We start from the raw sequence: 20,529 nt of genomic DNA, 5'->3' as shown, positions 1-20,529 counted from the left end.
CATGGCCGTGCGTTCGGAGTACTGGACGTGGGATGTCAAGACCACCATTGGGAGTGGCGGCGGATCAATGGAATTCGTGCTCGTCACAAAGATCGGGCAGGACGCCAATGCTGAACTCACGGCCCCTGACCGACCGCATGCCGATCCCGAGGGCGAGGCGGTATCGGCGAAGCTGGGCTGGCATAAGGCCGCCATGTCGACCGTCGCGGGCCAGGCGTGCCGGTCCTGGCGCAGCGACCAGGGCGCCGAGCTATGCCTGTGGGACGGCCAGGGCAAATGGGATTTTGGCCAGGAGGGGGGGTACCCCAGGTACCCCACGGCGCTGTGCGCGACCCGCGGCGACATTCATTACGACTGCGGAGGGGTGCCGATATTGCGCGCCGTGCCCGCCCAGGGCGGTGAATGGAGCATCACCACCTTGCAGATGACGGTGGGCGAGCACTTCGATGACGCCGTGTTTGCCATGCCCGCGGCAAGCGGCATGGACAGCCAAGATGCGTCGGGGCCATAGCTTCACCATGACGATGCATACCCATGGCGCTCGTGGATGCAAAGCCAGACAAGGTGGCCAGGCCATGACCGAATTCGTCATCAGCTGCGTGGTGTTGGTACCCCTGCTGGTCTTGGTATCGCTGCTGGCCAAATACATACATGTCAAACATCAGGCCATGGCGGCTTCGCGCATGGCGGCCTGGGAAGCCACCGTGGGTCAGGACTATGCGCTGCCTGGCAAGGCCGCGCAGGAAGTCTTGATTCGAACGCGCGTCTTTGGCGATGCCAGGGACGTGATGTCCAGCAAGCCGCCGACCAGCCCGAAGACACTTGCCGACGCCATGCTCACGACGCATGCGGGTAAGGAATTGATCAAGTCCGAGGGCGCCACCCTTGGCGTCTATAGCAGTACGACTTCACCGGGCCTGCTCGAAGAGGCGCTCAAGTTCCTAAGGCCGCTGTTCAGTCTGACCGGCGGCAGCTTTCCGCCCAACGCCAATGGCTGGATCACCGCCGAAGCCACTATGGCGACGGAAAAAATCACCACCACCAGCGACACGCCTGCAACCTTGGCTGCCCCTTTCGATACGACGCCCTTTGCCGTGACCGCCAGGACCGTGTTGCTGGCCGACGCCTGGAATGCTTCCGGTCCCGGCGAAGGCAGTAATGGCCGGCCCTTGTCCGGCGCGGGCCAGCGTTCGGTTCGGCAGCAGGTGCGTGCGCTGGTGCCTTCAGCATGGCTTGGCGACAGCACCTTCGGAAAGCTGACCGAAAATATCCCTTCCTGGCTTCCTTTCATTGGCGAGATCCACAACTTGCAGATCGGCCGCATGAGTGTGGACGTCGTGCCCTCTGACAAGCTGCAGAACTATGACAGCAAGCCGTAGCTGGTTATTTGTCTGCGGGCTCGCGCTGGCTGTGATGGCGCCGCTGCGGGCCGCCGCATGGGAGGCGTGGCCGGAGGTGCCGCCGCCGCCGGAGGCGGAAGTGGCCGCCGTCGCCTCGAACATGGTGTTCAACGGGGTGAGCATGCGTGCCACCACCTTCAAGTCCAGTCGATCCAGCGAAGAGATCGTCGCGTTCTACGCGCGTCTGTGGGGCAAGCAGGCGGTGACCGGCGACATGGCCGGTTGGCGTGTCGTCGGCCACCCGCAGGACGGCTACTACCTGACGGTGCAGGTCCGGGCGGAAGGTCAGGGCAGTACAGGCCATATCGGCGTGATGCGGATTACCGATCGTGATCCGCCGAAACCGGGAAGCGATTTCCCCACTCTGCCGGGCACGCGTGTCCCCAACGACATCCGTTATCCCGACGACCGGCCGCCGGTGCGCACGCTGCTGCTGATCAATAGCAGGACACCCTATGAAAATGCCTCGTTCTATGAGCGGACCCTGGCGGCGCAGCAATGGCAGAAGGTATCGCATGACGCGTGCCGGCCTGGGGCAAGCCAATGCACCGATCGTTATGTCCGGGGAACCCAGAACATGGACTTGTCGATGGCCTCTGGCGAAAACGCACAGACGCGCATCGTGGTTATCTTGCTGAATTGATGGAAGGGGAGTTGACATGACTGCCGGTATTCGCATGAAGCGAAGAAATGGAGGCTGCGCCGTGAGACGACAGTGCGGCGCGGCCACGGTCGAATACATCGTGGTGCTTGCCGTGATGGTCGCCGTTCTGACCGAAGGCGGTGTTTTCACCAACCTCTGCAATGCGATCCGTGAGATGTACGGCGCCTTTGTATATGCACTCTCGATGTCGTGGATCGTATGAAGCTGCCTTCGTCAAAGCTTGCCTGGCGTCCCAACAAGAATGCCGTACTCCTTCTGATAGCGATCGCCTTCGGCATCGCCGCCAGCCTTCTCGCGACGCGTTACCTCCAAAGTGAAGTGGACAGGCGCACTTCGACCGTCGAGACAAAGACGACGAAGGTGGTCGTGCCGACTCAGGATCTTGCCCCAGGCGACACGATCAGCCAGGCCGTAATTTCCGCGCGCGACATTCCACAGGATCTGGTCCCCGCCGATGCCATTTTGCCTGAGCACTACGAGGAGTACGTGGGGCGCATATTGCGCGGGCCAGCGACGCGCGGGGTACCGCTGAGCACTGGCATGCTTGAAGCCTCCTTCGAGCATCTATCCAAGATCATCGCGGCCGGGAAGGTGGCGTTCACGTTTTCGGTGGACGACCTCAACTCCATTTCGAGCATGGTCGTACCGGGCGACCACGTCGATATCCTTTTGATCGCGTCCAACGACAAGACCGACGTGCTTCTGCCGGTCCTATCCGATGTACTCGTGCTTGCGACGGGCCTCAAGACGGAAGGGGTCAATGCGAGTGTCGGCAAGGTCGACGCTGCTGCCTCCTACTCGAACCTGACCATCGAGGTGACTCCCGCCGACGCGTCTCGACTGGCGGTGGCCGAAAAGATCGGTCGTTTGCGTATTTCGCTCCGCCGCGCGCCTGCGGAGGACGTCATTGAATTCGGTCGCTTTACCAAGGAGCAACTGTTGAAGAGCGGCGTAGGCAAGGGACGGGAAAGGGATATCGAATTCATCATTGGTGGAAAAAATGGCTAGATCAATGGAATGGCGCTGGCCTGTGAATGGCCTGTATAGAAACCTGGGCTACGGCATCCTGAGCGGTATGGCCTTGCTTCTGTTGCTGCTCTCGCCCGGACTATCCCGCGCGGCTCAGGTCGTGGCCCTGCCCGATGAGGTGACGCTGTATGCGGGCCAGGCCACCGTGTATTCGGTGGACGATGAGGTGTCCAGAGTGGCGGTGGGACGTGGCGAGGTGGTGGAGGTCAAGCCGATCGACGGCAGGCAGGTGGTGCTCATCGGCGGCGCGCCGGGCAATACCACCGTGTGGCTCTGGTATGGCGACGATGTCCAAAGGAACGTCATCATTCACGTGAAGCCGGACAGCAATACGTTGAATCTGGCCCAGCGCGTCAAGAAGATCATAGGCTCAACCGCAGGGGTAGAAATCACACCCATTGGCGACAATATCGTGGTCTCGGGCGAGGAGCTTCCTGAAGTCATTGCGGATCGTCTCGACATCGTCAAGAAGGCGTATCCGCAGATCATCAATCTCGCGCGCAAATCGGATACGGAATTGCGGCCCATGGTGCTCATGAAGGTCCGCATCATGGAGTTCGACAAGAACGCATTGCGCAATCTCGGCGTCAATTGGGATACCGCCATCGCGGGCCCCACGGGCGCCTTGCTGCACGACTTCCATACCAATTCGCTATTTCGTCCCACGGAAAGCTTCTTGAGTGCGCAGAACCTGCCGCTGCGAGTCAATGGGTGGGCGTCATACCTGGGCATTGCCACCAACATCAATTCCACCATCAACTTGATGGAGCAATCCGGCAAGGCGTTCGAGCTCGCCTCGCCTCAATTGACGGCACGTAGTGGCGGCGTGGCTGACTTCCTCGTCGGCGGTGAAATACCCATACCGCAGAGCGCCGGGTTCGGCACCACCACGGTCGAGTACAGGCCCTATGGCATCAAGCTGCATATCGAGCCGGTGGTCAATGCGCGCAACGAAATTTCTACCGTCGTCAAGACAGAAATCAGCCGCATCGACCCCAGTATCACCGTTCAGGGGATACCCGGCTTTCTCACGCGCCAGACCAGCGCGGAAATAAACCTGAAGCAAGGCCAGACGGTGGTTCTTTCCAGTTTGGTCGACAGTACCGCTTCGCAGGCCGTCGACAAGGTGCCAGGGCTGGGCAGCATTCCCATCTTGGGGGAGCTCTTCAAGTCGCGCAATTTTAGGGCCAATCGCACTGACCTGGTGGTTTTCGTCACGCCTTACGTCATCACGGCCGATTCGCGGGAAAACCGCGATGGCATCGAACACAGCGAAGCGCTGAGGCAGGACTTCCGCAACGCCTTTGGGGGCGACATAGTCGATTAATGCTGCGATGTTTCAGATATCTATAAAAACGGCAGGCGCTCCCGTACGTACGGTGAAGTGTCTTCACTCATCGTGCGGTATCGGTCGCGCGGAAACCAACCTGGTCATGCTCCACGGATGGGACATCGACGACGTTCACGCCGAACTGGTCGAGCTGCGCGACGGCGTGCACGTGCAAGTGCGCAGCAAGCGCTCGCTGGTGAAAGTCGACGGGCAGGCGGTGGCTTCGAGTGCGGGTCCGCTCAAGAGCGGGCAGGCCGTGAGCATCGGCGAATACCATCTGCAGGTGCTCTGCGATGATGTGCGCCGCGAAGACGCGCCGGCCAGGCCGCCGTCGACGGCCACCATCCCCCAGTCTCCGTCCGTATCGCGGGAACGTGCGGGTCCTTCGGCTGTTGAACGAAAGCCGGAGGCGCACCACGATCAGCGTGAAATGGTCGACTTGTATGTCGCCTGGCGCGTACGCGTCCACGCGGAACTGGTCAAGCAGATGGACTTGCGCCGCGTCGATGTGCGCAGCATGAGCGACGGCGAGCTTCGTCGAACCACCTCGGAGCTGATCCAGGACATCATCGAGAAATTGCGCAAGGAGCTTCCGGGCACGATTTCGCCGCGGGTACTGGCCAAGCAGGTTCTGGATGAGGCGATCGGACTTGGCCCGCTGGAGGACATGCTGGCCGACGAAGCCATCACCGAGATCATGGTCAACTCATGGGATCAGATTTTCGTGGAGCGATCGGGGAAGCTGGAAACGAGCGCCGTGGCCTTCACCAGCGAAAAGGCCGCGCTTTCCGTGATCGAGCGTATCGTCGCGCCCCTTGGACGGCGAATCGACGAAAGCTCGCCGATGGTCGACGCTCGCCTGAAGGACGGTTCGCGCGTCAATGCGGTGATTCCTCCTGTCGCCCTGCGTGGCCCGGGCATGACCATCCGAAAGTTTTCCAAGTTCCGGTTGGTGGGCGACGACTTGCTGCGCTTCGGTTCGTTGAATCAGGCCATGTTGAGCTTTCTGGAGATTGCGGTGCGCGAGAAGATCAGCATCGTCGTTTCCGGCGGTACCGGTTCGGGAAAGACGACGCTTTTGAATGTGCTTTCCAATTTTATTCCCGAGGACGAACGAATCGTCACCATCGAGGACGCGGCTGAGCTGCGCCTGTCGCAGCCCAATCTGGTGGCCCTGGAGGCGCGTCCGCGCAATGCGGAAGGAAAGGGCGAAATTTCCATCCGCGACCTGGTGCGCAACGCCTTGCGCATGCGCCCGGACCGTATCGTGGTCGGAGAGTGCCGAGGCGGCGAGGCATTGGACATGTTGCAGGCAATGAACACCGGTCATGAAGGATCGATGACCACGGCCCATGCCAATACGCCGCGTGATGCCATTTCACGACTGGAAGTGATGAGCCTGATGTCCAGCATGGACCTGCCTATCTCCGTCGTGCGCGAGCAGATCGCCTCGGCCGTCGAGTTGGTGATCCAGCAGCGACGGTTTCCCTGCGGTTCTCGCAAGATCACCAGTATTTCGGAGGTGACTGGTATTGAGAGCGGTGCGCTCCAATTGCAGGAGGTCTTCAGGTTCCATGTCACCGACCACGGGGGGCGCAACGGCAAGGTACGCGGACGTTTTGTGGCGACAGGCGCCGTGCCCGAATTCTACGAGCAACTCGCGGAACGAGGCGTGTCAGTGGATCTGTCCATCTTCGATCCGGTGGCGAGTGAGGCGGCATGACGGTGACCTGGATTGCATTGTGCATGCTGGTTCCCATGGTCTTTCTTGGATTCCTCGCCTTGCGCGCCATGGACGGCTTCTATCGACGCTATCGCGACACCTTCGTCGAACAGGCGCGGTTCAATTTGACGGATATGTTTCTGTTTATCGACATCCGACGCCTGTACCAGCTGAATGCAGTGATGGTGGTGGTCATATTCGTACTCGCTTGGCTGTTCACCAGCAATATGGTCGTGGCCTCGCTATGTCTGCTGGGCGCATTGTTTCTGCCGCGCATCGTCTACAAGAAATTGCGGCAGCGCCGACTGGATAGATTGCAGCAGCAATTGCCTGATTCACTGCTCATGCTGTCGGCAAGCCTGAAGGCTGGCCTGGGCTTTGGTCCTGCCATGGAGAACGTAGTCAAAGAGTGCGAGCCGCCACTGGGGCAGGAACTGGCACTGGTCCTGCGCGAGCAGCGCATGGGCGTCAAACTCGACGACGCCCTGGGTCACCTGGCCGACCGGGTGGCCGTGCAGGACGTCGCGCTGTTCGTCGCCGCGGCGCGCATCGCACGCGAGGTGGGCGGCAATCTCGCGGACAGCCTCGCCTTGCTCTCCGATACGCTTCGCCGCCGATTGACCATGGAAGGAAAGATTCGCTCGCTGACTTCGCAAGGGCGACTGCAGGGCATCGTCATGGCCATGCTGCCCGTTGGCATTACGGCGTTCTTGTCGATCACCTACCCGGAAACCATGAATGGTCTTTACCACACGCCGCTGGGCTGGGGGATATTGGTGGTGTGCGCGGTCATGGGCTATATCGGCTATCGCGTTTGCCGCAAGATCGTGGACATCGACGTATGAGCCTCGCCCTCTACCTGATCGTGGGGTCCTGCGGGATTTGCATAGCGGTCATTGCCTATGTTCTTTTCGCCGGCTATTTCAAGGATCGCGGTGACGTACGGACCTATAGCGATCCCCTGCCGCTCGCGCTGCGCCTGCTTTGGCCCGTGGTGCTTGCCGTGGTGCCGAAGGTGGCGCCCAGGCTGAAGCCGTCGCTGCTGGAGCGCACGCACCGGCAGCTACAGAGCGCGGGACTCGAGTTCATTATGCGTCCGGAGGAGTTCCACGCCCTCAGGATGGTATCCGGCGCCTGCGGCATGGCCATGCTCCTCTCGGTGATGATCATGCTGGACAAGATAGCCTTCGGTCCGATGTCGCTGGCGTTGCTGGTAGGAGGGGGCTGCGGCTATTTCTATCCCAATCTCTGGCTCAAGGAGCAGCGCGAGAAGCGTCGGCGCTCCGTCATCAAAGACCTTCCCATCTATCTGGACTTCATCACGCTGTCGGTCGAGGCCGGCCTCAACGTCACCGGCGCCATCGAGCAGGCGGGTCTCAAGGGGCCTCCCGGCGCTCTCTCATCGGAATTCGGGCGGCTTCAGCGCGAACTGCGCGCGGGCCTGCCACGCAGCGACGCACTGAAGCGCATGGGTGAACGGATGGGCATCCCGCAGGTTTCGGGTCTGGTCGGAGCCCTGATCCAGGCCGACCGCGTCGGCGCCAGCCTGGGCGATGCTTTGCGTGCGCAGGCGGATCAGCGGCGGCAGGAGCGCTTTCAGCGCGCTGAAAAGCTCGGTCTGGAAGCTCCGGTCAAGATGATGTTGCCCCTGGTGATGTTTTTCTTTCCCCAGGTATTCATCGTGCTCGCCTACTTCATCTACTCGAAGATGAAACAAGAGGGGGTTCTCTGATGCGCGCAGGTTTTCTCATGCACGGTGCGCGTTGCGTGATACCTCGGGTGTGGCGCACCGAAACGGCCGTCGAACGGTTGCGCGGCCTGATTCTCCGTGAACATCTCGTGGGGGAGGGGAGCGGTTTTCTCCTTTCTCCCTGCGGTGATATCCATACGTTCTGGATGCGGAAGTCTATCGATGTCGTCTTCATGGACGCTGGTTACCGTATCGTGGCGTTGCGCGAGAGTCTGCCGCCGCGCCGCATCGCGTGGGAAAGGCGTGCCTGGCAGACGCTGGAGCTGGCCGATGGCATGCTCGGTCGACTTAGGCCGCGAATAGGGGACAAATGGTCATGGGTTTCCCATTGATGGATCGTTGGACGCCAGTACTGGCGGTTGCGGCGGTTCTTTGCGGCTGCACCGGGCCATCGGCCCATCGTCATGGCATCGACATCAATAGCCAGCTGGCCATACAGAAGCATGCCGAGGATGCCTACAAGTCGGGGCGCTATGCCGACGCCATTGCCGACTATCGTGTGCTGACCGCAGACATGCCGAAAAATGCAGACTATTGGTACAGGATGGGCAATGCGCTCGTGCGCATGGACAAGCCCGACGATGCGGTGCTGGCCTACCAAGCCGCACTGCTGCGCAACCCCGAGCATGCGGGCGCCTGGCACAATCTGGCCATCGTGAGACTCCGTCAATCCATCGCGGCACTCGAGCAGACCAGCAATATGGCCAAGGACGATGCACGACTTCGCGAGTCGAGCATGGTCTTGGCCAAGGCGTTACGCGACCTTTCGGTCGAGCGCGCCGCCACCGACGAGACGGGTGCCGCGCCTGCAAAAGCGGGTCCGCTATGAAAGCCACCAGGCAAACTGCGCAATACGGACAGGCCACCGTCGAATTCGTGATCATCGCGATGGTTCTGTTTACGCTGCTGCTAGGCATTTTCCAGATGACCCTGGTCTATCGCGCCAAGGCAACACTCGACTATGCCGCGTATGAGGCGGTGCGTAGCGGCGCGACTAGCCATGCGTCCCAATCGGCCATGCGCGAGGGCCTGGCGCGCGGCCTCATGGCCCTCTATGCACATAGTTCCGACACTCAGGGTGCGGTGGAAGCTTATGCTAAGGCACGACTGGATCTGGCGCTTCCCATCGGCAGCACCATCGAGATCATCAGTCCCACGCAGGCGGCATTCGACGATTTCGCCGAGGCGCAGGACGACCAGAAATCCACCCGGGCAATCCCTAACGACACCTTGGCTTTTCGCAGCAGGGGCGTGGGCTCCCGTAGTGGCATGAACGTGCAGGACGCCAATCTGCTGAAAGTCAGGGTGGTCTACGGCTATCCATTGGTCGTCCCATTTATCGGTGACGCCATCACCGGTTGGATGCAATTCGTGGGCTCGTACAGTGCGCAGGAGCGCCTCATGCTGGCGTCCGGCCGGTTGCCGATCGAGGCTTCCGCCACGGTGCGCATGCAATCGGCCATCAACGATCGGACAGCGTTGCCAGCGCGTTGAGGTGCAGGCCTCATGCGTGGTGCGCACGCTTGCTGCTGTTCAAGAAGAATAGCCGATGATCGGCGGCCCTCGATACTACTTCATTTCCCCAAGTGTCCATCCGCCGGCACCGGGCAGTACGGCGATCTGCCGAATGGCGGTGGTGGCGCAGTCGTTTGGCTTGTCCGTGCATTGCGCGAGGGTGATGCGCAGGTGTTGGTCGTCGGTAAGGTCAAAATCCGCCAAGCGCGTGGTCGCGGTGCTGGCCGCCTGCTCCAGCGCGGTGCCGATGAAGACGCCATGGCGAAATACATAGAGCTGCAGCGCGCTGGGCTGGCATTGCGGATCCACGGAGACGGCCGCTTCGGCGACATAGGTGTCGCCCTTGCGCTGCGCCCGCCCGGTGAGCATGCGCTGGCCGGTAAGCAGGAAGCGGTCTTCGTCATTCTTTGGTGTGGCTGCCTCGGAGGCACACTGGGCGGGCGACTCGCCGGCCGCAGCGGCGCCCAGCGCCATGGGCTTCAGCGGGCGCGGCACATACGGCTGCACCACCGGCGTCGGAGCCGGGCGCTCCATCCACAGGCCAAAGGCGGTGGCGCTCACCACCAGGCCGGCCACGGCCCAGGCCCGGCCACGCAGCAGCGGCCGTCGATACAGGTAGATCAAGACGCCCAGCGCGAACAGCGCAGCCAGCGGCGCCAGCGCGTGGAACAACAGGGCGAGCAGTCCGAACACAGCGGCGAGCACCGCCGAGGTCGCCAGCGGCGTCCTGGCCGGCGTAGCGACAGGTGTCGATGGCGGCAGCGGCGGTGGCTCGCTGCGCGCGTCTTCAGGGATGTGCGGTGGGAGCGGCGACTCGCCGTCGTGATCCAGCGAAGCTTCGGTCGCGGCCAGCTCCGGCTCCGGCTCGGGCTGCGACACCGATTCGGGCGCCGATTCAGTCGCCGACGCAGATTCCCATTCCGATCCAGATGTGGATTCCGATGCCGCATCCAAGTGCGGCTCCGGCTGAAGCTCCGACTCCGGTACGGGAGGCGTGGCGCCCATGGACTCCGGCTGCCAGGCGAACCAGGTCTCGCCGCCGTCGTGGCACCACTGGTCGCCGGGCTGCGCGTAGCAGGCGAGTGCGTCGGTCGGCAGCGGTCCGCGGATGGTGTTGTCCCTGCGCAGCCAGGCCAGGCGATCGGTGTCGGGCCAGATGTCGGCTTCCGCCCCCATCCCCCGCAGCTGGGCCATTTGTGTTTCAGCCGTGGCCAGATCCAGGTCGCGCCGGATGATCAGCGGGGCGCGCTCGAATACGCGCTCGCGGAATCCATCGGCCTCCATGCCGAAGGCGGCCGCCAGGCGCGCATGGACGGTGTCGGGTTGCTGCCCGTTGAGAAGGCGGCCGGAAAGTATCAGGCAACGCTGGTCCATACCCTTCGATTCCCCCTGCGGATGCCCAGGCGCGCATCGATGGCGCAAGGTTAGGCGCGAAGCCCTCGGGGAACAAGGCGTGCCGCGGATTTCGGTTCGCCGCCGTGCTGCCCCTACAATGCGCCTTCCAGCCTGGCCATCCGGACCGATCCCACGTGATTTCCCGCGACGAATTCGATGCACTGGCAGCGCAGGGGCATACCCGCATCCCGCTGGTGCGCGAGGTGTTTTCCGACCTCGACACGCCTCTGTCGGTGTACCTGAAACTGGCCGACGGCCCGTACACCTTCCTTTTCGAATCGGTCGAGGGCGGCGCCACCTGGGGACGCTATTCGATCATTGGTCTGCCGGCCCGCCGCGTGTATCGCCTGCGCGGGCACGAATTGGAGGTCGAGGACGCCGGCGAAGTCACCGAGCGCCGCCAGTTGGACGACCCGCTCGGCGAGATCGAGCGCCTGAGGCTGCAGTACCACGTGCCGCAACTGCCGCAATTGCCGGCGTTCACCGGCGGCCTGGTGGGCTACTTTGGCTTCGAGACCATCGGCTACATCGAACCGCGCCTGGCGCAATGGGATCGCCCCGACGAGCTCGGCACGCCGGACGTGTTGCTGATGCTGGCCGAAGAGGTCGCGGTGTTCGACAACCTCAAGGGTCGCCTGTACCTGATCGTGCATGCCGACCCCTCGCAGCCGCACGCCTACGCCGAGGCGCAGCGCCGGCTGGACGCGCTGGTCTATCGCCTGCGTCAGAGCGGCGTGTCGTACCCGCAGCTCCATCAGGGCACCGCGCTGGACGAGGCCGACTTCAAATCCTCCTTCACCAAGGAGGAGTTCGAGGCGATGGTCGAGCGCGCCAAGGAATACATCCGCGCCGGCGACATCTTTCAGGTGGTGCCCTCTCAGCGCCTCAGCGTGGGCTTCAACGCGCGCCCGGTCGACGTATACCGCGCGCTGCGCGCGCTGAACCCCTCGCCGTACATGTATTTCGTCGACCTCGGCAACACCCAGATCGTCGGTTCGTCGCCGGAGATCCTGGCGCGGCTGAAGGACGGCAAGGTGGTGGTGCGCCCGCTCGCCGGCACGCGCAAGCGCGGCGCCACCGAGGAAGAGGATCGCGCGCTGGAGGAGGAGCTGCTGGCCGATCCGAAGGAGCGCGCCGAGCACGTGATGCTGATCGACCTTGGCCGCAACGACATCGGCCGCATCAGCGAGACCGGCAGCGTCGAGGTGAGCGAGTCCTTCGTGGTCGAGCGCTACTCGCACGTGATGCACATCGTCTCGCAGGTGCAGGGCGACGTGCGCCCGGGCGTGGGCTACATGGACGTGCTCAAAGCCACGTTCCCGGCCGGCACGCTCAGCGGTGCGCCGAAGATCCGCGCGCTGGAGATCATCCAGGAGCTGGAGCCTTACAAGCGCAACATCTACGCGGGCGCGATCGGCTGGATCGGCTGGTGGGGCGATGCCGACACCGCCATCGCGATCCGCACCGCGGTGATCCAGGATGGACGTCTGCACGTCCAGGCCGGCGCCGGCATCGTGTACGACTCCGATCCCGCTTCCGAGTGGGAGGAGACCATGAACAAGGGTCGCGCGCTGTTCCGCGCGGTGGCCCAGGCGGCCAAGGGTTTGTGAGCGTGCACGCGATGCGTCGTGGCGCGGCGGCTGCCTGCGCGCTGGGGCTGGGTGGCAGCCTGCTGGTGACGCCGGTGCAGGCCCAAGCTCCGGCCTGGCGCGACGACGCCACCTCGCGGCTGGAAGTGCTGGCGCTGCTGCAGACGCTCAACGCCGACCTGCTCAGCCATCCCAGCGCCACGCTGACGCTGGAGCGCTGGTGCGGCGCGCACCATCTCTCCGCCGAGGCGAAGGTGGTCGCCGAGCGCGTTCGCGGGCAGGACAAACCGTTGCCGGATGATGCGCGCAAGCAACTTGGCATCGGCGCCGACGAGCCGGTTCGCTATCGCCGGGTGCAGCTCGCGTGCGGCGAGCACGTGCTGTCCGAGGCGGACAACTGGTACGTGCCCTCGCGTCTGACCGAGTCCATGAATCACGAGCTGGACACCACCGACACGCCATTCGGCAAGATCGTGCAGCCGCTGCATTTCCGCCGGCAGACGCTGGCGGCCGAGCTGTTGTGGTCGCCGCTGCCACAGGGGTGGGAGAGCGGTACGCCGCTGCCTGCCTCGCAGGGCGCGCTGGCGATTCCGCATCATGTGCTGCAGCACCGCGCCGTACTGTTCGATCAGGACAATCGTCCCTTCAGCCTGGTGGTGGAGAGCTACACGGCGGACGTGCTCGCGTTTCCGCAGCCGGCGCTGGGCGGGCGTTGAGATAACTCAGATCCCGCACAGGGCGTGCTCCTGAGGGGAAGCCCTGCTGCTCCGTACCGTCATTCCGGCGCAGGCCGGAATCCAGAAGCCGCACGAAAGGGATTTCGCGCCGCGCGCCCAACGGGTTCCTAGGTCACTGCGCAACCTTTGGGCCTCGTCGCCACTGGATTCCGGCCTGCGCCGGAATGACGGTTGCGAAGTCTCGCGTGAGCCGCTTCACTCAACGGGTACGTCGTAAATCACCCGCGGCGAAGGCTCTGGCGTGAGCGTGTAATGCCACCACTCCATGGCGTAGTTGCGAAAACCCCCGCGCTCCATCGCCGCGCGCAGCAGCGCGCGGTTGGCGTGCTGGGCCGGGGTGGCCTCCGGCGAGTCCGTGTTGGCCAGCGTGCCGAAGTAGTCAAAGTCCGTGCCCATGTCGAGCGGCGTGCAATGCGCGCCATGGGCGTCGCATTGCATCAGCGTCAGATCCACCGTGCCGCCACGACTGTGACCGGACACCGGTGCGATGTAGTCGCCGAGCAGGGCGCTCTTGTCCAGCAGCGGGTAATGCGCCGCCTTGGTGCGTTGGTCGGACAGGTCGCCAGCCCAACGCACGAAGTGCGCAACCGCACGGGCCGGCCGGTAGCAGTCATACAGCTGCAGCCGCCGATGTTCGGCGCGCAGCTCGTGTTCCACGCGCGCCAGCGCTTCGGCGGCTGGGCGCAGCAGCAGGCACTTGGGCGCGCGGTAGCCATCCACCGGTGCGCCCACGAAGTTGTCGCTGCCGGCGTACTTGATGTCCTCGGCGATGTCCGGCACAAGCTGGCGGATGTCGACCAGGCCGGCCTCGGCGGCAGTGCGCGCCGACGACAGCGTGGGTGGTGCATCCGCCCACGCCGGTGCGGCCAGCAGCAGGCCGCCAAGAAGGGTCAGCGCGGATGCTGCGGCGGCGCGCACAGGTCAGCCCGCCACGTGATGCACCGTGGCCCGCTCCGTCACCTCGCCCCACACGCGCAGCAGGTTGCCGCTCCACAGCTTGGCGATATCGGCGTCGCTGAAGCCCTGCCGGCGCAGCGCGGCGGTGACGTTGCGCGTCTGGGTGGCGTCGTTCCAGTCGGCGAGACCGCCGCCGCCGTCGAAGTCCGAGGCGATGCCCACATGGTCGACGCCGGCCACGTCGACCATGTGGCGGATGTGCCGGGCGAAGTCGTCGACGGTCGGCAGCGGGAAGGCGGCGTCGATGCGCTTCATGCCTTCCACATAGGCGGGCAGGTAGCCGTCCTTCTCGGCGTCGAATGCCTTGTGGCCGGCGGCGTGCGCTACCTGTGCCTGCAGCGCCTTCTCGGCCAGCTCGCGACCCCCGTCGTACTTGAGGTAGGTCCCTACGGCCACCGCCTGGATCACGCCGCCCTTGGCCGCAATCGCGCGCAGCAGGTCGTCGGACAGGTTGCGCGGATGATTGAGCAGCGCGCGCGAGGACGAATGCGAGGCAATGATGGGTGAGGTGGAGAGCGCGAGCACGTCGCGCACGCAGGCGTCGGAGGAGTGCGAGACATCCACCATGATGCCAAGCTGGTTGGCGCGCTTGACCACGCTGCGGCCGAAGTCGCTGATGCCGGCGTCGCTGAGCGGCGGATCGCCGAGGTCGGCCTCCGGCGTGGAGCTGGTGCACAGGTCGTTGTGGCCCATGTGGGCCAGGCCGACGTAGCGGGCGCCGTGCGCGTAGGCCTTGTCGAGATTGGCCAGGTCGTGGCCCAGCGAGTAGCCGTTTTCCACGCCGATCATCGCCGACAACTTGCCCGCGGCGCGGTTGGCGCGCACCTGATCCGGCGTGGTGGCGAGGCCGATGCGGTCGGGATAGCGCTTGATCATCAGCGCTATGTCGTCGTACTTGGTTTGCGCCTCGACCACCGCGTGCGCGTAGCCTGCCGGCGTGAGCGGACCCTGTTCGACATAGACGATGAAGAAGGCCGCATCCAGCCCGCCTTGCTTCATCTTGTCCAGGTCCACCTTGAGCAGGTCCGAGTGGGCCGCGTCGAAGCGCGGGTCGTGCATATAGGCGAAGGGGATGTCGACATGCGTGTCGAGCGTGATGGGCCGGTCCTGCTCTGCGCGGGCCGTGCCGCCAAGTACAAGAGCGAGCGCCAGCGCCTGGCCCAGCGTGCGAAACACGTTCATGCCATCCTCCCCGGTGTGGAGCTTGCATCCTACAGGCACGATGACGGGGCGTGACAAGAGGGGCATCCCAAACGCGGCGGCTGGCGATATGCTCGACCCGGGCCAGCTTCCGCCGGCTTCAGCAAGGGTCATTCATGCGATGGTTTCCCGTCATGGCGTTGTGTCTCGCCGCAGTCCTGGTCGCCACGCCGGTGGCCGCGCGAACGGCGCCCGATTCCCTCCCCGTGCCGCCTTCGGGCGTGATCGGCATCGGTGACGACGCCATGCTCAGTGCCGACTACTGGATACGCCAGCTCGCCCAGCCCGAGCGCGTGTTGCTCGATGCCGACGCCATCGCGACGCAGAATGCGCGGCTGTTCCGGCTCGACCCGTCGATGCGCGACCTGCACGCGTTGCCGCCCGCGCTGTCGCGCGAGCAGGTGTTGCAGTGGATCAACAATATTTCCCAGTTGCCGAAGAAGCCGTTGTATGACGAGCAGGGCAGGAAGGTGCCGGCCGCGACGTTGCAGGGCATCACCGCGCAGCTTGCGCTGGACCGCGTGGCGGCGACGCAGCCGACGCGCTACGGCCTGATCGTGCGCCGCTCGGCGCTGCGAAGCTTTCCCACCGATCTGCGCGTGTTCAGCTCGAACGACGACATCGACATCGACCGGTTCCAGGAGACCGCCGAATTTCCCGGCACGCCGGTCGTCATCGCGCACGAAAGCCTCGATGGCCAGTGGCTGTTCGTGCTCAGTCCGCGCTATGCGGCATGGACGCGTCGCGACAACGTGGCCGAAGGCGGCGCCGCCGAGGTGTTCGCCTATGCGGGCAAGCAGCCGCGGCGCGTGGTGACCGGCGCCAGCGTGCGCACCGTGTTTACCGAGGAACAGCCGGCGCTGTCGCAACTGCAGCTGGACATGGGCGTGGCCGTGCCGTGGCTGGTCGACCATCCCGCCGACCAGCCGGTGAATGGCGAGTCTCCCTACAGTTCCCATGTGGTCGAACTGCCGCTGCGCACGCCGCAAGGCGGACTCGCGTTCTCGCCCGTGCTGCTGCAGCGCCAGGCCGATACCGCGGACCACTACCTGCCACTCACCGAAGCGAACATCCTGCGGCAGGCGTTCAAGTTCCTCGGAGAGCGCTACGGCTGGGGTCATGCCTATGACGGGCGCGACTGCAGCGGCTTCGTGTCGGACGTTTATCGCAGCATGGGCGTGCAGATGCCGCGTGACACCAGCCGGCAGGAGGGCAGTCCGGCGCTGGCGCACCAGTCGTTCAGCGCCAGCGATGGCCACGACGTGCGCATGAAGGCGGTCGCCGCGCTCAAGGTGGGTGACCTGGTCTACATCCCGGGCCACGTGATGATGGTGATCGGTCAACGCGACGGTCAGCCCTATGTCATCCACGACACCACCGGCATCCGCTATCGCGACGGCCAGGGCGGGCTGCGACAGGTGAAGCTCAACGCGGTGTCGGTAACGCCGCTGCTGCCGTTGATGCTCGACGATGCGCATTCCTACGTCGATCGCATGACGGCCATCGTGCATATCCGGCCCTGAACGCGTGCGCATTACCCATATCGAACTGGGCGTGTCGCGTGTGCCGCTGAAGCTGCCGTTTCGCACGGCTTTGCGCAGCGTCGATCAGGTCGAGGACGTGATTGTTCGCCTGCATACCGACAGCGGCCATGTTGGTTATGGCGCCGCGCCGCCCACAGCCGCCATCACCGGCGACACACTGGACTCCATCGTCGCGGCGATCCGCCAACACATCGCACCGCATCTCATCGGCGGCGAAGTGGCGGAGCTGGACCAGCTCACCGCGCTGATCCGCGAAGCCGTGCCCGGCAACCCCAGCGCGAAGGCGGCGATGGACATCGCCGTGCACGACTTGTGGGGACAGTGGCAGGGCGCGCCGCTGTACCGGCTGTTCGGTGGCAGCCACCCGCGCTTGCGCACTGACCTCACCATCAGCGTGGGCGAGGTGTCCGCCATGGTCGAGCAGTCGCTGCATGCGGTGGGACGCGGCTACCGGGCGCTGAAGCTCAAGCTGGGCAAGGACCCTGCGTTGGACATCCGCCGCGTGCTGGCCATCCACGAGGCGGTGGGTGATCGCGCCACGCTGCGCCTCGACGCCAACCAGGGCTGGAGCGCCGAGCAGGCAGTGCAGGTGCTGCAGGCAGTGGAGCACGCTGGCGTGCAACCGGAACTGCTGGAGCAACCGGTACCTGCCAACGATATCGACGGGCTATGCCATGTCACCGCGCGCGTGCAGACGCCGGTGGTGGCCGACGAAAGCGTGTTCGACGCGAACGATGCCATCGAAGTGATCCGCCGGCGCGCGGCCGACATCATCAACATCAAGCTGATGAAGGCGGGCGGCATCAGCGGAGCCTTGCGCATCGCCGACCTGGCGGCGGCGCATGGTGTGGGCTGCATGATCGGCTGCATGCTCGAGGGCGCTGTCGGCGTGACGGCCGCGGCGCACGTGGCGGCGGCGCGCCCGGAGGTGATCACCAAGATCGATCTGGACGGCCCCGCGCTGTGCCGGTACAACCCGGTGGATGGCGGGGCGATCTTCCGCGAGGCGGAGATCGACCTGACTGATGGGCCGGGTCTCGGGATCCGGGACATACGCGACGTGGAGAGGCTGGACTACTGATATGGCGGGCGTGACGAATGCGCGGAGGCGCGGGGGCAGTGCATGGCGCCATTGGTGCGCGCGCGGCATTGCGATGGCCCTGCTGATGGTGGGAGGTGGCGCGATGGCCGCCAATGACGATGCGGCGTGGCGCGCCTCGCGCCAGATGGTGCTGGTGGTGATTCCCGACTGGAACGCGGACCACGGCGTGCTGCGCGCCTTCGAGCGTGCACAAGGCCAATGGCGTGCCGTGGGGGACGCGCAGGCGGTGACGATAGGGCGCACCGGCGCGGCCTGGGGCCTGGGCCTGAACGGGCCGCAGGCCGACGGGCCGCAGAAGCAGGAAGGTGATGGCCGCAGCGCCGCCGGCGTGTACCGCGTTGGCCAGACCTTCGGCTACGCCGCCAGCGCGGACACGCACATGCCGTACCGCGCGCTGCAGGCGTCCGATTACTGCATGGACGTCAGCGGCTCGCCCTACTACAACCGCATCGTCGACGCGCGCCAGGTGGGCGAGCAGGCAGTGGCCGGTTCCAGCGAGCCGATGCGGCGTGATCTGCACCTCAACGGCGATCAGTTGTACACGGTGGGCTTCGTGATCGAGCACAACGCGCAAGGGCGCGCCGGCGCCGGCAGCTGCATCTTCGCTCACGTGTGGCGTTCGCCGACCGACGCCACCGCCGGATGCACCGCGATGCCGGAGGCGGAGATGCGCCGCCTGCTGGCCTGGCTCAAGCCGGAGGAGCAGCCGGTGTTCGTGCTGTTGCCGCAGGGTGAGTACGAGCATCTTCGCAACGACTGGCGATTGCCGTCGGTGGAGCTGCCGCGATGACCGGTCCGCTCGATGCCGATGTGATCGTAATCGGCGCCGGCATGGCCGGCGCTTCGCTGGCCTACTTCCTGGCGCCGCATGCGCGGGTGCTGGTGCTCGAGCGCGAGGCGCATGCCGGCGTGCACGCCACCGGGCGCTCGGCGGCGCTGTACTCGGCCACCTACGGCTCACCGCAGGTGCGCGCACTGACCCGCGCTGCGCGTCATTTCTTCGATGCGCCGCCGGCGGGGTTCGCGAGCCAACCGATCCTGTTGCCGCGTGGTTCGGTGAGCATCGGCTCCGCCGATCAGATGGACACCGTGCGGGCTCATCACCAGGAGCTGTCGCAACACTCGCCTGAGCTGCGCCTCGTGGATCACGCATGGCTGCGCGACACGGTGCCCGTGCTGCGCCCGGAAGCGGCGCAGATCGGGATGTTTGAACCGGGCGCTGCGGACATCGACGTGAACGAGCTGCACCAGGGCTTCCTGCGCGGCATGCGTCATCGGGGCGGACAGCTGCGCTTCAACGTGGATATCCGCTCGATCGAGCACGGCCCCGGTCACTGGTTCATCGATGCCGGCGAGCAGGCCTACCGGGCGCCCCTGCTGGTCAACGCAGCCGGCGCCTGGGTCGACCAGGTGGCTGCACTGGCCGGTGTGGCGCCGATCGGGATCGAGCCGCGGCGCCGCTCGGCCTTCCTGTTCGAGCCGCCGCAGGGCGTGACCAGCGGCCACTGGCCGTTCGTGATCGATATCGACGAGACCTTCTATTTCAAGCCGGACGCGGGCCTCATGCTCGGCTGCGCCGCCAATGCGGACCCGGCGCCGCCGCACGACGTGCAGCCGGAGGAGCTGGACATTGCGCTGGGCATCCATCGCATCGAGGAGGCCACCACCATGACCATCCGGCGCCCCACGCGCACCTGGGCCGGACTGCGCTCGTTCGTGGCCGATGGCGACCTGGTGGGCGGCTTCGCGCCCGATGCGAGCGATTTCTTCTGGGTGGCCGCGCAGGGCGGCTACGGCATCCAGACCTCGGCCGCGATGGGCGAGGCCTGCGCCCATCTCGTGCTCGGTCGCGCGCTGCCCGCGCATCTGCAGGATGCGGGCGTCACGCCGGCCATGCTCGACCCGCGCCGACTGGTCCGTTAAGGCAACACCGGCGCGCGGTCAGTGCAGGCGCTGGCCGAACATGGCCAGGGCAGCAATGGCCGCGTGCTTCTGGTCCACGCCCCAAGGCGGCCCGGCCCACTTGCCCAGCGCGGCGATCTCGGCGGCCCAGGGGCAGACCGATGGCGCCAACTGGTCGAGCTCGCGCTCGGGAATCAGCCCTAGCGGCAGGCCGAACCCGGCGATCGCCGCTGCCAGCGCGTCGGGAAACAGCTGCCCCTCGGCCTGGTGCATGCGGATGTGCACGGCGAGGATCTCCTCGGTGGTCCACGCCGGCATCGGTGAGCTGGTCAGCACCACGGCCCCCGCGATCTCGTGGCCGGCCTCGCCCAACTGGTTCAGCAGCTGGCTGAAACGTACCTCGGCCGCCCGGCGGGCGGCCTGGATGCTGCGCTCGACCAGCGCCTGCGCGCGCTCCGGGGCCAGGCCCTCCGCGGCGTGGTAGGGCTGCCGGGCCCAGGCGGCGTCCTGCGCGTCCACCAGCGACAGGCGTCGCCGGTCGGCCAGGAGCGGGTGTTCGTCCTCCAGCCCGACCGCCACGGCGGCGGCCCAGCCCGAATGCGCCTTCAACCCGATCGCGAGCTTCATGGCAGCCTCCCGCTACGCCGCACGGCAAGGGCGAAAACCGGCCTCCGGTATAGCACGACGGGGCC

22 protein-coding genes are annotated in these 20,529 nt (G+C 65.2%); 18 read left to right on the top strand and 4 right to left on the bottom strand.

Annotation, left to right across the window (positions count from 1 at the left end; genetic code table 11):
* Nucleotide 1 precedes the first annotated feature (1 nt).
* The 12 genes from DVT68_RS08345 (at nt 2) to DVT68_RS08295 (ending at nt 9,390) form a co-directional block, all read left to right on the top strand.
* Nucleotides 2-511, top strand: coding sequence for a hypothetical protein (locus DVT68_RS08345; protein WP_114824622.1), 510 nt, complete (start codon nt 2-4; stop codon nt 509-511).
* 64 nt (nt 512-575) lie between these two features.
* On the top strand, nt 576-1,379 hold the full coding sequence (locus DVT68_RS08340; RefSeq protein ID WP_114824621.1) for a pilus assembly protein: 804 nt from the start codon (nt 576-578) through the stop codon (nt 1,377-1,379).
* On the top strand, nt 1,363-2,043 hold the full coding sequence (locus DVT68_RS08335) for a hypothetical protein (RefSeq protein ID WP_147281685.1): 681 nt from the start codon (nt 1,363-1,365) through the stop codon (nt 2,041-2,043). Before DVT68_RS08340 ends, DVT68_RS08335 begins: the two co-directional genes overlap by 17 nt.
* A 16-nt stretch (nt 2,044-2,059) precedes the next feature.
* Entirely contained in the window at nt 2,060-2,266 is a 207-nt protein-coding gene (locus DVT68_RS20270; RefSeq protein ID WP_147281684.1) for a hypothetical protein, read from the top strand.
* Entirely contained in the window at nt 2,263-3,072 is an 810-nt protein-coding gene (gene cpaB, locus DVT68_RS08330) for a Flp pilus assembly protein CpaB (RefSeq protein ID WP_114824619.1), read from the top strand. The genes DVT68_RS20270 and cpaB overlap by 4 nt, the downstream gene beginning before the upstream one ends.
* A gap of 4 nt (nt 3,073-3,076) precedes the next feature.
* Nucleotides 3,077-4,420: a type II and III secretion system protein family protein gene (locus tag DVT68_RS08325; protein ID WP_158543469.1), complete on the top strand. Its 1,344-nt coding sequence runs from the start codon at nt 3,077-3,079 to the stop codon at nt 4,418-4,420.
* A 106-nt stretch (nt 4,421-4,526) separates the two neighbouring features.
* Nucleotides 4,527-6,146, top strand: a complete 1,620-nt coding sequence (locus tag DVT68_RS08320; protein WP_233523400.1) for a TadA family conjugal transfer-associated ATPase — start codon at nt 4,527-4,529, stop codon at nt 6,144-6,146.
* Nucleotides 6,143-6,991: a type II secretion system F family protein gene (locus DVT68_RS08315; protein WP_114824616.1), complete on the top strand. Its 849-nt coding sequence runs from the start codon at nt 6,143-6,145 to the stop codon at nt 6,989-6,991. The genes DVT68_RS08320 and DVT68_RS08315 overlap by 4 nt, the downstream gene beginning before the upstream one ends.
* A complete protein-coding gene (locus tag DVT68_RS08310; RefSeq protein ID WP_114824615.1) occupies nt 6,988-7,878 on the top strand; it encodes a type II secretion system F family protein in 891 nt (296 codons plus the stop codon). Before DVT68_RS08315 ends, DVT68_RS08310 begins: the two co-directional genes overlap by 4 nt.
* Nucleotides 7,878-8,228 carry a DUF192 domain-containing protein gene (locus DVT68_RS08305; RefSeq protein ID WP_114824614.1) on the top strand — a complete coding sequence of 117 codons (351 nt, stop codon included), beginning with the start codon at nt 7,878-7,880 and terminating at the stop codon, nt 8,226-8,228. Before DVT68_RS08310 ends, DVT68_RS08305 begins: the two co-directional genes overlap by 1 nt.
* Nucleotides 8,213-8,725 (top strand): tetratricopeptide repeat protein, encoded by a 513-nt coding sequence (locus DVT68_RS08300; protein ID WP_158543468.1) that lies wholly within the window; start codon nt 8,213-8,215, stop codon nt 8,723-8,725. Before DVT68_RS08305 ends, DVT68_RS08300 begins: the two co-directional genes overlap by 16 nt.
* A complete protein-coding gene (locus tag DVT68_RS08295; protein WP_114824612.1) occupies nt 8,722-9,390 on the top strand; it encodes a TadE family protein in 669 nt (222 codons plus the stop codon). The genes DVT68_RS08300 and DVT68_RS08295 overlap by 4 nt, the downstream gene beginning before the upstream one ends.
* A gap of 75 nt (nt 9,391-9,465) precedes the next feature.
* Here the strand turns inward: DVT68_RS08295 and DVT68_RS08290 are convergent, their stop codons facing one another.
* Nucleotides 9,466-10,785 (bottom strand): hypothetical protein, encoded by a 1,320-nt coding sequence (locus tag DVT68_RS08290; protein WP_114824611.1) that lies wholly within the window; start codon nt 10,783-10,785, stop codon nt 9,466-9,468.
* Nucleotides 10,786-10,940: 155 nt separating this feature from the next.
* Here DVT68_RS08290 and trpE point away from each other — a divergent pair, with 155 nt between their 5' ends.
* Nucleotides 10,941-12,416: an anthranilate synthase component I gene (gene trpE / locus DVT68_RS08285; RefSeq protein WP_114824610.1), complete on the top strand. Its 1,476-nt coding sequence runs from the start codon at nt 10,941-10,943 to the stop codon at nt 12,414-12,416.
* An 11-nt stretch (nt 12,417-12,427) separates the two neighbouring features.
* Entirely contained in the window at nt 12,428-13,111 is a 684-nt protein-coding gene (locus DVT68_RS08280; RefSeq protein WP_114825303.1) for a hypothetical protein, read from the top strand.
* A 216-nt stretch (nt 13,112-13,327) separates the two neighbouring features.
* On the opposite strand, the gene DVT68_RS08275 is transcribed toward DVT68_RS08280, so the two are convergent.
* Nucleotides 13,328-14,050, bottom strand: a complete 723-nt coding sequence (locus DVT68_RS08275) for a M15 family metallopeptidase (protein ID WP_425477456.1) — start codon at nt 14,048-14,050, stop codon at nt 13,328-13,330.
* A gap of 3 nt (nt 14,051-14,053) precedes the next feature.
* Entirely contained in the window at nt 14,054-15,271 is a 1,218-nt protein-coding gene (locus DVT68_RS08270) for a dipeptidase (RefSeq protein WP_114824609.1), read from the bottom strand.
* Nucleotides 15,272-15,405: 134 nt separating this feature from the next.
* On the opposite strand from DVT68_RS08270, the gene DVT68_RS08265 reads away from it, so the two are divergent.
* The 4 genes from DVT68_RS08265 to DVT68_RS08250 all read left to right on the top strand — a co-directional run bounded on the left by DVT68_RS08265 (nt 15,406) and on the right by DVT68_RS08250 (nt 19,858).
* Nucleotides 15,406-16,812 carry a C40 family peptidase gene (locus DVT68_RS08265; RefSeq protein WP_114824608.1) on the top strand — a complete coding sequence of 469 codons (1,407 nt, stop codon included), beginning with the start codon at nt 15,406-15,408 and terminating at the stop codon, nt 16,810-16,812.
* Between the two features lie 4 nt (nt 16,813-16,816).
* Nucleotides 16,817-17,914, top strand: a complete 1,098-nt coding sequence (locus tag DVT68_RS08260) for a dipeptide epimerase (RefSeq protein WP_114824607.1) — start codon at nt 16,817-16,819, stop codon at nt 17,912-17,914.
* 73 nt (nt 17,915-17,987) lie between these two features.
* The gene (locus tag DVT68_RS08255) at nt 17,988-18,725 is read left to right on the top strand and encodes a L,D-transpeptidase family protein (RefSeq protein ID WP_114825301.1); all 738 of its coding nucleotides are present in this window, start codon (nt 17,988-17,990) and stop codon (nt 18,723-18,725) included.
* Nucleotides 18,722-19,858, top strand: a complete 1,137-nt coding sequence (locus DVT68_RS08250; protein ID WP_114824606.1) for an NAD(P)/FAD-dependent oxidoreductase — start codon at nt 18,722-18,724, stop codon at nt 19,856-19,858. Before DVT68_RS08255 ends, DVT68_RS08250 begins: the two co-directional genes overlap by 4 nt.
* Nucleotides 19,859-19,876: 18 nt before the next feature.
* Here DVT68_RS08250 and DVT68_RS08245 read toward each other — a convergent pair whose 3' ends face one another.
* On the bottom strand, nt 19,877-20,464 hold the full coding sequence (locus DVT68_RS08245) for a hypothetical protein (RefSeq protein WP_114824605.1): 588 nt from the start codon (nt 20,462-20,464) through the stop codon (nt 19,877-19,879).
* Between the last annotated feature and the right edge of the window lie 65 nt (nt 20,465-20,529).

The sequence above is a fragment of the Dyella solisilvae genome (genome assembly GCF_003351225.1).
GTDB classification, from domain to species: Bacteria; Pseudomonadota; Gammaproteobacteria; order Xanthomonadales; family Rhodanobacteraceae; genus Dyella; species Dyella solisilvae.
This window is presented reverse-complemented; position numbering and strand designations above follow the sequence as displayed.

Bases quoted from the DNA above. Each gene is read 5' to 3' on its own strand.
- DVT68_RS08310 (WP_114824615.1), top strand. From the start codon at position 6,988: ATGAGCCTCGCCCTCTACCTGATCGTGGGGTCCTGCGGGATTTGCATA.
- DVT68_RS08320 (WP_233523400.1), top strand. From the start codon at position 4,527: ATGCTCCACGGATGGGACATCGACGACGTTCACGCCGAACTGGTCGAG.
- DVT68_RS08290 (WP_114824611.1), bottom strand. From the start codon at position 10,785: ATGGACCAGCGTTGCCTGATACTTTCCGGCCGCCTTCTCAACGGGCAG.
- DVT68_RS08265 (WP_114824608.1), top strand. From the start codon at position 15,406: ATGCGATGGTTTCCCGTCATGGCGTTGTGTCTCGCCGCAGTCCTGGTC.
- DVT68_RS08305 (WP_114824614.1), top strand. From the start codon at position 7,878: ATGCGCGCAGGTTTTCTCATGCACGGTGCGCGTTGCGTGATACCTCGG.
- DVT68_RS08300 (WP_158543468.1), top strand. From the start codon at position 8,213: ATGGGTTTCCCATTGATGGATCGTTGGACGCCAGTACTGGCGGTTGCG.
- DVT68_RS08325 (WP_158543469.1), top strand. From the start codon at position 3,077: ATGGAATGGCGCTGGCCTGTGAATGGCCTGTATAGAAACCTGGGCTAC.
- DVT68_RS08250 (WP_114824606.1), top strand. From the start codon at position 18,722: ATGACCGGTCCGCTCGATGCCGATGTGATCGTAATCGGCGCCGGCATG.
- DVT68_RS08255 (WP_114825301.1), top strand. From the start codon at position 17,988: ATGGCCCTGCTGATGGTGGGAGGTGGCGCGATGGCCGCCAATGACGAT.
- DVT68_RS20270 (WP_147281684.1), top strand. From the start codon at position 2,060: ATGACTGCCGGTATTCGCATGAAGCGAAGAAATGGAGGCTGCGCCGTG.
- DVT68_RS08335 (WP_147281685.1), top strand. From the start codon at position 1,363: ATGACAGCAAGCCGTAGCTGGTTATTTGTCTGCGGGCTCGCGCTGGCT.
- cpaB (WP_114824619.1), top strand. From the start codon at position 2,263: ATGAAGCTGCCTTCGTCAAAGCTTGCCTGGCGTCCCAACAAGAATGCC.
- DVT68_RS08315 (WP_114824616.1), top strand. From the start codon at position 6,143: ATGACGGTGACCTGGATTGCATTGTGCATGCTGGTTCCCATGGTCTTT.
- DVT68_RS08340 (WP_114824621.1), top strand. From the start codon at position 576: ATGACCGAATTCGTCATCAGCTGCGTGGTGTTGGTACCCCTGCTGGTC.
- DVT68_RS08295 (WP_114824612.1), top strand. From the start codon at position 8,722: ATGAAAGCCACCAGGCAAACTGCGCAATACGGACAGGCCACCGTCGAA.
- DVT68_RS08280 (WP_114825303.1), top strand. From the start codon at position 12,428: ATGCGTCGTGGCGCGGCGGCTGCCTGCGCGCTGGGGCTGGGTGGCAGC.
- DVT68_RS08345 (WP_114824622.1), top strand. From the start codon at position 2: ATGGCCGTGCGTTCGGAGTACTGGACGTGGGATGTCAAGACCACCATT.
- DVT68_RS08270 (WP_114824609.1), bottom strand. From the start codon at position 15,271: ATGAACGTGTTTCGCACGCTGGGCCAGGCGCTGGCGCTCGCTCTTGTA.
- DVT68_RS08245 (WP_114824605.1), bottom strand. From the start codon at position 20,464: ATGAAGCTCGCGATCGGGTTGAAGGCGCATTCGGGCTGGGCCGCCGCC.